The following is a 10,561-nucleotide window of genomic DNA, read 5'->3' as shown; positions in this document are numbered from 1 at the left end:
CGAGGGTGGCGGTGACGAGGTCGATGGAGCGGGGGAGGTTGAGGGCGATGTGGTGTTCGGGTCCGGCGCCGTGGTGGATGAGGTGGTGGGCGAGCCGGTTGGCGCGGGTGTTGAGTTCGGCGTAGGTGAGGGTGGTGTCGTTGTGGGTGAGGGCGGGGGCGTCGGGGGTCCGCGCCACCTGCGCCTCGAACAACGCCATGACGGACGGCTCGTCGTCCAGGGAGACGACGTGCCCCGTGCCCCACTCGCCCGTCAGCATCCGGCGCTCGTCGGCGTCGAGGATGTCCACGTCGAGCAACAGCCGGTCGGGGTCGGCGGCGATGGCCGTGATGAGCCGGGTGAGATACCCGATGAGCCGCTCGGCCGTGGCGCGGTCGAACAGGTCGGTGGCGTACTGCAGACCGAACTCCACGCCGCACGGCACACCGCCCTCGTGTGCGCGCTCCACCCCGAAGAATTCGAGGTCGAACTTCATCTGGCCGCTCAGGGAGCGCTCCACCGTGGAGCGGAGGCCATGGAAGTGCTCCGTCTTCGCAGGCTCGTTCCGGTACGCGAGCATGGTTTGGAAGAGGGGGTGGCGGGCGAGGGTGCGCTGGGGGTTGAGGGCTTCGACGAGGGATTCGAAGGGGAGGTCCTGGTGGGCATAGGCGGCGAGGTCGGTGTCACGGACCCGGGCCAGCAGGTCCCGGAAGGTGGGATTGCCGGTGGTGTCCGTGCGCAGGACGAGGGTGTTGACGAAGAACCCGACCAGGTCCTCCAGCGCGTCGTCGGTACGCCCGGCGATCGGAATACCGATCGGAATGTCCGTGCCGGCGCCGAGGCGGGTGAGGGTGGCGGCGATGGCGGCCTGGAAGACCATGAACATGCTCATGTTCGTCGACCGGGCCAGCGCCGCGAGCTGCCGGTGGGTGGCGGCGTCCACCTCGAACACCGCGAGCGCCCCCCGGTGCGACGGCTCCGCGGGACGCTGCCGGTCGAACGGCAGCGCCAACTCCTCAGGCACCCCGGCGAGAGCCTGCCTCCAGTACTGAAGCTGGCGCGCGAACAGCGACTCCTCATCGGCCGGGTCACCCAGGAGGTCCCGCTGCCAGAGGGTGTAGTCCGCGTACTGGACCGGCAGCTCCTCCCACACCGGAGCCGCACCCTCCCCCAGACGCGCCGTGTACGCCTGCCCGAGATCCCTCAGGAACGGCGCCGTCGACCACCCGTCCGAGGCGATGTGATGCAACAGCACCAGCACCACCCACTCCCCCTCCCCCACCCGGAAGAGAGTCACCCGCAACGGGATCTCGGCCGTCAGGTCGAACACATACCGCGAGCCCTCGGCCAGCCGGCCCGACAGTTCGTCTGCCGTGCAGGCGGTCACCTCGAACGGCACGTCCTGGCCGGGCGGGCGGATGTCCTGGAACGGCTCACCCTCCGCATCGCCGATCACGGTCCGCAGGGCCTCGTGCCGGTCGGCCACATCACCGACCGCCGCCCGCAGAGCGGGCTCGTCCAGCACACCCCTCAGCCGGACCACCAAAGGCATGTTGTACGCCGAACCCGCCGCACCGAACTGACCCAGGAACCACAGCCGACGCTGAGCAAACGACAGAGGAAACATCAGAACTCCATACGTTGGGAGGCAACACGATGAATCCGGTTGCACTTGTCACGCGCATGGATGCCGACCGGGCAGTGTTCGCCTGAAAGTGAGAGTGCGGGGGGGCGAGAAATCGCCGAAGAAGCAAAAGAGGAGAGGGAAGGAAGAGGAAGCGAGAAGAGAGGAAGAGAGCGAAGAGAGAAGACGGCGGGATGTACCCGGTACTGCTGGTCAGTCCCAGCCGTTGTTGTTCGTCTTGTCGACGGCGGGCGCGGTAATCGCCGTGGAGGTCTTCGCCTCGTAGCTCAGTTCACCCGACTGAGGCAGCACCGTGAGCGAGAAAAGGGCGGTCGCGACGGCGGCGGCGGGGATGGTGACGAGCTTCTGGATGGCAGTCATCTGGTTCTCCCGAGGTTGCTTGGAATGCGGGGTGTTTCTTGGTGATGACTGCATTCTTGGCAACCGGCACGGGGGTGTTAAAGGGTTTCCGGCGACAGTCTCCTGTCACGGCAGCTCTTTGTCAGGGGTGCGCCCCGGGGCGTGTCAGCCTCCTGCCCCCCGCTCCCCGGGCCAGGTCGGACCGAAGGCGGGGGCGAACGTGGCCGTGGACGACAGCAGCCGGCCCCTGGGAGACAGCGGTTCCGGGTGGAGCTCCAGGAGGCAGAGCGCCCGGGCCGAGCTCTCGGCGTGGGCGAGGTCCGGTGCCAGGAGGAAGAACACCACGCTGACCTGCGTTCCCTCGCACTGCACGTAGACATGTTGCAGGCGGTGGTCAGCGGTGGCGTGCTCGTGCAACCGGCGTCTGACGCTTTCGGCGTCGGGCGCGGCGAGGTATTCCATATGGGCCTGTACGAAGTACATCTGATCCTTACTTATCCGAAAGCGGTCTACGCAAAGCGGCCTTGACCCGCGCGACGACCGCCTCCGCGGTGATCCCGTTCCGGGACAGCAGATGCCCGTGGCCACCGGTGCCGGCGGCGAAATGGTCGCCGACGGCCACGGGCCACACCGGGCAGCCGCCGCTCAGACGGCACACCGTCTCGGCCACCGCGGACCCGAGTCCGCCGACCGCCCAGTGTTCCTCCACGGTCACGATGCCGCCCGGCTTGTGTGCGGCGGCCGCCAGGGCCTCCGTGTCGAGGGGCTTGACGCTGTGCATGTTGAGGACGGTCACGTCGATGCCCTCCTCCGCCAGGCGGTCCGCGGCGTCCAGGGCCGTGAGCACCGGCAGCGAGCCCACCGCGACGAGGGTGGCGTCTGCGCCCTCGCGAAGGTGCTGAGCACGGCCGATGGTGATCGGCGGGACATCCTGGGCGAGATCCGGAGTGGCCTTGCGTCCGAGCCTCATGTACACCGGTCCGGGGAGCGCGTGCGCCTGCGAGAGCAGCTCCAGAGTCGATGGGCCGTCGGCGGGGACGACCACGGTCATGTTCGGGAGCATGCGCATCACGCCGAGGTCTTCGAGCGAGTGGTGCGTCGACCCGAGGTGGCCCGCGGACAGACCCCCGTGCGTCGCGATGATACGCACGGGGAGGTTGTTGAGGGCTATGTCGAGCTTGACGGCTTCCAGGGCGCGGGTCGCGGCGAACGTCGCCATGGTGTTCACATATGCGATGCGGCCGGCCTTCGCGAGTCCCGCCGCGACACCCATCAGGCCCTGCTCGGCGATGCCCACGTTGATGTAACGGGACGCCTGGTCACCCCACTCGACACCGTTGAACAGCCCGGTGTCGCTGTCGAGACAGACGACGCGCTCGTCCCGGCGCATCAGCTCCACCAGGGCATCCCGGTAGATTTCCCGCCCCGCCCGGGGCGCGGCCTTCTCCGTGGGAGCCGCCGCCGGTCCGATCGCCGGTCCGGTCGCCGGTGGCACCGTGGCCGTCATCGGCACTGTAGTCGTCCCCGGTGCTGTAGTCGTCACCGTCACAGCGCCGACCTCCTTTGCTGTTCGCTGTCGAGCACACGCAGTGCCCGCGTCACCTGTCGATCCGTCAATCGCGCGTAGTGGCTGCGTGCCTGGCCCTCGACCTGGGGGAAGCCGCGCCCCTTCACGGTGCGGGCGATCACCACGGTCGGCGGCCCGTCATCGCGCGGGGCGGTACGGAACGCGGCGCGCAGTCCGGCCGGGTCGTGGCCGTCGACCTCGCGCACGTCCCAGCCGAATCCGCGCCACCGGTCTGCGAGGCACGGCTCGCCCATGGCGGCCGTGACCGGCCCGGTGATCTGGAGGCCGTTGGCGTCGACGACGGCGACCAGCCGGCCGAGGCGCAGAGCACTGGCCATCATCGCGGCCTCCCACACCGATCCCTCCTGCAGCTCCCCGTCCCCAAGGACGACGAAGCAGCGGCGGTCGGTGCCGGACAGCCGGAAGTCGAGGGCCGTGCCCACGCCCAGCGCGAGACCGTGGCCCAGGGAACCGGTCGGCATCTCGACCCCTGGTACCGCCGGGTTGGGGTGCGCGGTGAGCGGGGAGTCGGGGCTGCCGTAGCCGGCGAGGAGTTCCTCGGGGAAGAAGCCTCGGTCGGCGAGTGCGGCGTAGAGTCCCAGCGCCCCGTGCCCCTTGCTGAGGATGAGGACGTCCCGGTCCGGGGCGTCCGGTGCGCCCGGGTCGATGCGCAGCACCGCGTGGTAGAGGGTGGCGAGGATCTCCGCCATGGACACCGAGCCGCCCAGGTGGCCGCCTTCCGGGTTGGCGCACATCCGCGCGACGTGTCGGCGTATCCGGTGGGCGTGCTCGTGGAGCAGCGCGTCCGGCGCGACGCTGTCGGAGTGGACTGCCTGCGGGGGTGTGGCCGTGGTCATCGTTCGCCGCCTTCCGTGACGACCGCCGTGGCGGGAGCGGGCGCGTCGGTCTTTGGCCCGAGGGTGCCGTCGGTCTTCCGCCCGAGGGCGGGCTGCTGCCCCATGCCCTCCAGGGCCGACGCGAGGATGCCGATGCCGTGGAGGTAGTCGGAGAGCACGATGTGCTCGTCGTCCGCGTGGTCGAGGGAGCTGTCCCCGGGCCCGTAGGTGGCCATCGGGATCCGCCATGCCTCGGCGAGGGTGTTCATGTCCGAGGTCCCGGACTTGACCTTCATACGGGGTCTGGCTCCGCGCGCGCGGATCGCCGCCGACAGGGACCGCACGACCGGGTCGCCGAGCCCCGTACGGCAGGCGGCCACCGCGCCCACGACCTCCAGAGTGCCCTGCGGGGACAGTCGGCGCCGGAGCTCCGTGACGAGCCCGTCGGTGTCATGGCCGAGCGGAGTGCGGATGCTGTACTCGGCTTCGGCGGAGACCGGATCACCGGTGACGGACACCAGGGTCGCGGTGGGCCGGTCGAAGCCGCCCGCGCGGGGATCGGCCGGATCCGAGCCGAGTACGGAGAGCACGGTGTGCCAGCCCGCCGCGACCTGTTCGGCGGCCTGCGGAGCGGGGCTGCTGGGGTGCGTCGCCGGGCACTCGACCCGGTAGCGCAGGTCGAGCTTGCCCTTGTACCCGAGAACGACCGTGTCCCAGCCGCTCGGCTCACCGATGATCAAGGCGTCCGGCTGCCGGTGGGTCTCCCTGACGAACACGGCACCCCGCGACCCCGGGGTTTCCTCCTCGACCGCGCCGACCACCACCAGGCGGCCGCGGAAGTCGGCGGCGTTGACCGCGGCACAGATCATGGTCGCCAGCGGGCCCTTCGCGTCGACCGCGCCGCGCCCGTACAGACGGTCGCCCTCGACCCGTACGGGAATATCGCCGCTGACGGTGTCCATGTGGCCGAGCAGCATCACCGTGGGACCGTCCCCGCGTACGATCTCGCCGACGGCGTTGCCCGCCTCGTCGACGCGGGCCCCGGTGAACCCCAGCTCGGTCATCGCGGTGACGAGGTGCCCGGCGAGCGGGGCCTCCCCGGACGAGGGGGACGGAATGCGCAGCATGCTGCGCAGCAGGCCGATCGCGTACGGTTCCGGGCAGCGCACGGCGGTGCGGGAAGCGGGGACGACCCCGGTCATCGCGGGACTCCGTTCGTGTCGGGGGAGCCGAGGACGACCCGGGTCACACCACGGGCGAGTGTGGCGCGGACGGGATCGGTGGCGCGGCCGTCGCCGATCAGCACGCGCCGCACTCCGCCGGTCAGCGCCTCACGGGCGGCCACCAGCTTCAGGCCCATGCCGCCGCCGGTGAGCGGCGGGGGGCCGTCGATCGGCACCGGGTACTCGGCCAGGACCGAGGTCTCGTCCGCCGGGTCGGCGAGGACACCGGCGGCGCCCGTCAGCATCACCAGGGTGTCGGCGCCCAGTGCGGCGGCGACAGCCGCCGCCACCCGGTCGGCGTCCACGTTCACCGGGCGGAAGTCCTCGGCGAGTGCCGGAGGGGAGACCACCGGGGTGTGGCCGTCGGCCAGCAGTTGCCGCAGCAGGTCCGCGTTGACCGAGGTCATACGTCCGCTGTGCTGGTCCCTGACCACTCGGGCGCGGCCGTCGACCACCGCGCGGTGCGCCGTCTTGCGACGGGCCCGCAGCAGGGCGCCGTCGACGCCGGTGAGACCGACCGCCGACACCCCGGCCGTGGCGAGTTCGGTGACCAGGCGCGGCTTGGTCACTCCTGCGAGCGCCATGTGCAGGACGCGCAGCATCGGCTCGTCGGTGTAGCGCGTCGACACGCCGTCGGGAGCGGTCAGCTTCCGCGGCCGCAGTCCCACGCGTTCGGCGAGCGCGTCGATGTCGGCCGACCCGCCGTGCACAAGCACGACATGCCGGCCCTCGGCCGTCAGCGCGGCCACGTCCCGGCACACGGCCGCCTGTTGCACGGCGGCGTTGCCTCCGCACTTGACCACGATTGTGTTCTGTCCCATCGGCTGTCCCATCGGCTGTTCTCTCGGCTCTTGTGCCGACCGTTCTTGTGTCGGCCGTCGCGCCGACCCCGGCGTGGCCGACGGGCCGTTCGACGGCCCGCCGGGGTCGGCGCGACGGCCGGGTGGCGGCCCGCCGGGTGGCGGCCCGCCGGGTGGCGGCCCGCCGGGTGGCGGCCCGCCGGGTGGCGGACTCGCTAGTTCGGGTGCAGGCCCATGAACTCCAGCCCGGCCTCCTCCGGCCAGCCGAACCGCACGTTCAGGCACTGGACCGCATTGCCCGCGCCGCCCTTCACGAGGTTGTCGAGTGCGCCGACGAGAAGCACCTCGCCACTCCGCTCCGACACGGCGAAGCCGACATCACAGAAGTTCGACCCGGAGAGGATCTTCGGCTCGGGGAGCCGGTAGGCGCCCCTCTTGTGCGCCACCACGCGCACGAACGGCTCGTCCCGGTAGGCGGAGCGGAACGCGGCCCGTACATCGGCCTCGGTCGCGTCCGCCACGAGCCGCGCCCACGCGAGCACCTGCACCCCGCGCACCGCCTCCACCCCGGTCGCGGTCATCCGCACGGGCAGGCCGGTGGCCTGCGCGATCTCCGCCTCGTGGCGGTGACCCGTCGGGGCGAAGACCCGCATCGCGCCGCTGCGCTCGGCGTGCAGATTGGCCGGACCGGCCGACACCCCCGACCCACTGGATCCGGTACGCGCGTCCAGCCGGACCGTGCCGTCCACCAGACCCGCCTCGACGACCGGCCGCACCGCGAGGATCCCGGCCGCCGCCATGCAGCCCGGGACCGAGATGCGGTCACTGCCGGCCAGCTCCTCGCGGTGCCACTCGGGCAGCCCCGTGGTGAACTCCGGAATCAGCGCGGTCTGTGCGTGCGGGATCCCGTAGTACGCCTCGTAGACGGCCGGATCCCGCAGCCGGAAGTCCCCCGACAGGTCGATCACCACATCCGCCAGAGCCTGGTATTCCGGCATCCTGAGCATGGTCCGGGTGTGCGGCATGGCCAGGAACAGCACGTCGTAGTGGGCGGCACCGTCACCGAGCCGCTCGTGCGCGACGAACCGCAGATCCGAGCGCCCCCGCAGGTTCGGGTGGGCCCCGTCGACCCGCCGCCCCGCGAGGCTGTCGGACGACACGGCCGCCACCTCGATATGCGGGTGCCCGAGCAGCAGGCGCAGCAGTTCGCCGCCGATGTAACCGGAGGCCCCGGCGATGGCCGCTCTCAGCATGAGGCTGCCCTCTCCTTCAGATGGTCCAGGACGGCGTCGGCCACCGGCACCGAGTCGCCGAGGGCTCGCTGGAATCCGGTGAACTCCACGCCGTGGTTGACTTCCAGGACGGACAGCGCTCCGGAGGCGTCCTCCACGAGATCGACCCCCGCGATGTCGGCCTCCACGCAGCGCGCCGATTCGACCGCCAGCTTCTCGATCTCGGCGGTCACCGGGCAGCGCACCGTCTCGGCTCCCCGGGCGACATTGGTACGCCAACCGCCGCCGCGCCGGTACACCGCACCGACGACCCGGCCGCCGACGATCACGACCCGGATGTCCCGGTCCGGCTTCGCGATCAGCTCCTGTACGTACACCAGGTGCGAGGACGGCCCGGGCAGCGCCGCGATGTACTCCATGACCGTCTCGGCGGTCTCCCGGTCCGGCAGCCGGCTCACCAGCCGCCCCCACGATCCGGTGAGCGGCTTCACCACGGCCGGATAGCCGATCGCCGCCAAGGCGTCCAACGCCGCCTCGGGCGTCAGCGCGAGGGCCGTACGGGGCGTGGGCAGTCCGGCCGCCCGCAGCGCCAGCGACGTGCGGAACTTGTCCCCGCACACCTCCGTCGCGGCAGCGGAGTTGACGACCACCGCGTTCATAGACTCCAGCGCCCGCGCCGCGTACACCGCCCGTGCGTGTCCGATCTCGCGGTTCAGCACGATGCGGCGGGGCCGGTCCGGGCCGGAGGGTGGCACGGGATCCGCGTCGAGCACCTGCCAGAACCGGCGGCTGTCGATGACCTTGCACCGCATCCCGTGCCGGTCGAACGCGTCGAGCAGCCGCTTCTCGTCCGTGCGGATCCGGGAGGCCACCATGGCGAAGGAGGCATCCGTACCGTCCGACGTCACTCGCCCCAGTCCTCTTCGATCTCGGGGGCGAGCGCCACCTGGAGCGGATCCAGCGAGAGGATCTCCAGCTCGGTGGAGCAGTCGCCGCACTCGACGATCTCGCTCACCCGCGGCGCATCGCCGACGAGGACGGATGCCTCGCACTCGGGGCACGCAATCACGTGTCACTCCTTGATGTCGGTGTGGTGGGGCCGGATCGGCGGCTCGCCGGTCGGCCTCGACGTCCGGCCTGTGCCGAACGAGCACCAGTAGAGCCCGCGCCGCACACCCGCCACATCCACCGCCTCGATGAAGCCGGGCGGAGCCGCCACGTCCACATCCGGTGCCGCGCCGTAAGCGGGGTGTCGACGTTCCCCCGGGGGAACGGGGCGCCGGGGCACCGATCCCCAGGTGCCCCCGTCCGCCCGGCATCCGGCCGGGTCTGGCAGCTAGTTGCCGGGGCGATGTCCTGACAAGACGTCCTCATGGTGCTCGCGCGAGGGGACGACAAGACTTCCTGCCACGGGGACCGGAAACGGCCGTGCCGTCCGGCGGGTCTTGGGATTCCGCCGCACACCCGGCTCCGGCAATTCGACGAACGGGCCTCTTCGCCAAGGTGGGAGAAATCGGAAATGGGAAACTCTCTGCTGCCGCTGCTGGCCGCACAGTCCGGCATCTGGTACGCGCAGAAGCTGGCCCCCGGTGAGCCCCTCTTCCGCCCGGGTGAATACCTGGAGATCCACGGACCGGTCGACATGCTCGCCTTCCGCACGGTCCTGGAGCAGGCAGTCGCCGAAACCGACACGCTGCGGCTGAAGTTCGTCGAATCCGCCGACGGCCCGATGCAGTACGTGGCTCCACGCGTGGACACCGGTCTTCATGTCGCCGACCTCAGCGCACTGCCCGACCCGCGCGCCGCGGCCGAACGCTGGATGCACGAGGACCTCAACCGCGTCCCCGACCTTCTCGACGAACGCCCCTTCTCCTTCGCCCTGTTCAAGCTCGCCCCGGACCACCACCTCTGGTACCACGGTTACCACCACATCGTCATGGACGGCTTCGGGGCGGCCCTGTTCGCGCGCCGGGTCGCCGAGCTGTACACGGCCGCGATCAGCGGCGAAGCGGTACCGGAGCGCCGCTTCGGCACGGTCGGGGAACTGCTCCTGGAGGAGAAGGAGTACGACTCCTCCGCCCTGTTCGGGCAGGACGAGGAGTTCTGGCGGGCGGAACGCGCCGCCGACCCGGCCGGCGACCACACCACCTGGTCCCCGCTGTCGAACGCGTCCGGCTTTGAGCGCTTCACCGCCACCGTCCCCGCCGACGCCACGCATGCCCTGCGCTCCCTGGCCGCGGATCTCGGCGTCGGCCTGTCCCGGCTGCTCATCGGACTGACCGGCCGCCACCTCCAGGCCACGTCCGGAACCCGGTACGCGGCCATGGAACTCCCCGTCACCGCCCGGACCACCCCGCTCGCCCGGAGCACCCCGGCGATGACGATGAACGGTGTCCCCCTCACGCTCACCCTGCCGCCCGGCATGGTGCTTCCGGAGCTGCTCCAGCACACCGCCGACCGGTTGCGGAACCTGCTTCCGCACCAGCGGTTCCGGGGCGAATACCTGCGCCGGGCGGGCGGCTTCCGGCCGGTTGTCAACGTCATGACCTTCGACTACTCGCTCACCTTCGGCGGCCACCCCGTCACCGCCCACAACATCTCCAAGCGGCGCATCGACGGCCTGTCGATCTCCACCTACACCCGTACCGCCGACGGGCCGCTCCTCGTCGACTTCGACGTCAACCGGGGGCTGCTGGAGGCCAACGAAGCGGCGGCGCAGCCGGACCGCTTCGTCCGGGTACTGGAGCAGGCCGCCGAACTCGCGGGCGCGCCCGAGCGCACCACCTTCCCGGTCGACGGTCTTGATGTGTTGACGCCGGTGGAGCGGTCGTCGGTGCTGGTGGGGTGGAACGACACGGCGGTGGAGGATGCCGCCGGGTCGGTGGTCGAGCGGTTCGAGGCGTGTGCGGCGGCGGCGCCGGACGCGGTCGCGGTCTCCTG

The 10,561-nt window shown here is 71.1% G+C and carries 12 protein-coding genes; 1 reads left to right on the top strand and 11 read right to left on the bottom strand.

Annotated elements, in window-relative coordinates; genetic code table 11:
• The 11 genes from ABT354_RS37710 to ABT354_RS37660 form a co-directional block, all read right to left on the bottom strand.
• Positions 1–1,606, bottom strand: a 1,606-nt coding sequence (locus ABT354_RS37710; RefSeq protein WP_351502538.1) for a condensation domain-containing protein, incomplete at its 3' end; no start/stop codon positions are given.
• 210 nt (positions 1,607–1,816) lie between these two features.
• On the bottom strand, positions 1,817–1,984 hold the full coding sequence (locus ABT354_RS37705) for a hypothetical protein (protein WP_351502536.1): 168 nt from the start codon (positions 1,982–1,984) through the stop codon (positions 1,817–1,819).
• A 144-nt stretch (positions 1,985–2,128) separates the two neighbouring features.
• Positions 2,129–2,446, bottom strand: coding sequence for a hypothetical protein (locus tag ABT354_RS37700; RefSeq protein ID WP_351502534.1), 318 nt, complete (start codon positions 2,444–2,446; stop codon positions 2,129–2,131).
• A gap of 7 nt (positions 2,447–2,453) precedes the next feature.
• Positions 2,454–3,470 (bottom strand): transketolase family protein, encoded by a 1,017-nt coding sequence (locus tag ABT354_RS37695; protein WP_351502532.1) that lies wholly within the window; start codon positions 3,468–3,470, stop codon positions 2,454–2,456.
• Between the two features lie 38 nt (positions 3,471–3,508).
• Positions 3,509–4,387, bottom strand: a complete 879-nt coding sequence (locus ABT354_RS37690; RefSeq protein WP_351502530.1) for a transketolase — start codon at positions 4,385–4,387, stop codon at positions 3,509–3,511.
• Complete coding sequence (locus ABT354_RS37685) at positions 4,384–5,568, bottom strand: M20/M25/M40 family metallo-hydrolase (RefSeq protein WP_351502528.1); 1,185 nt, start codon at positions 5,566–5,568, stop codon at positions 4,384–4,386. Before ABT354_RS37685 ends, ABT354_RS37690 begins: the two co-directional genes overlap by 4 nt.
• Positions 5,565–6,410 carry a [LysW]-aminoadipate kinase gene (locus ABT354_RS37680; RefSeq protein WP_351502526.1) on the bottom strand — a complete coding sequence of 282 codons (846 nt, stop codon included), beginning with the start codon at positions 6,408–6,410 and terminating at the stop codon, positions 5,565–5,567. Before ABT354_RS37680 ends, ABT354_RS37685 begins: the two co-directional genes overlap by 4 nt.
• A gap of 194 nt (positions 6,411–6,604) precedes the next feature.
• Entirely contained in the window at positions 6,605–7,642 is a 1,038-nt protein-coding gene (gene argC / locus ABT354_RS37675; RefSeq protein WP_351502524.1) for an N-acetyl-gamma-glutamyl-phosphate reductase, read from the bottom strand.
• Entirely contained in the window at positions 7,636–8,529 is an 894-nt protein-coding gene (locus tag ABT354_RS37670) for a RimK family alpha-L-glutamate ligase (protein ID WP_351502522.1), read from the bottom strand. The genes argC and ABT354_RS37670 overlap by 7 nt, the downstream gene beginning before the upstream one ends.
• A complete protein-coding gene (locus ABT354_RS37665; RefSeq protein ID WP_351502520.1) occupies positions 8,526–8,690 on the bottom strand; it encodes a lysine biosynthesis protein LysW in 165 nt (54 codons plus the stop codon). The genes ABT354_RS37670 and ABT354_RS37665 overlap by 4 nt, the downstream gene beginning before the upstream one ends.
• 3 nt (positions 8,691–8,693) lie before the next feature.
• Positions 8,694–8,840, bottom strand: a complete 147-nt coding sequence (locus tag ABT354_RS37660) for a hypothetical protein (RefSeq protein ID WP_351502518.1) — start codon at positions 8,838–8,840, stop codon at positions 8,694–8,696.
• Between the two features lie 300 nt (positions 8,841–9,140).
• On the opposite strand from ABT354_RS37660, the gene ABT354_RS37655 reads away from it, so the two are divergent.
• Positions 9,141–10,561 (top strand): condensation domain-containing protein (locus tag ABT354_RS37655; RefSeq protein WP_351502516.1); only part of this gene is annotated, 1,421 nt, incomplete at its 3' end.

This window comes from Streptomyces sp. NPDC000594 (assembly GCF_040299965.1).
In the GTDB taxonomy this organism is placed as follows: domain Bacteria; phylum Actinomycetota; class Actinomycetes; order Streptomycetales; family Streptomycetaceae; genus Streptomyces.
This window is presented reverse-complemented; position numbering and strand designations above follow the sequence as displayed.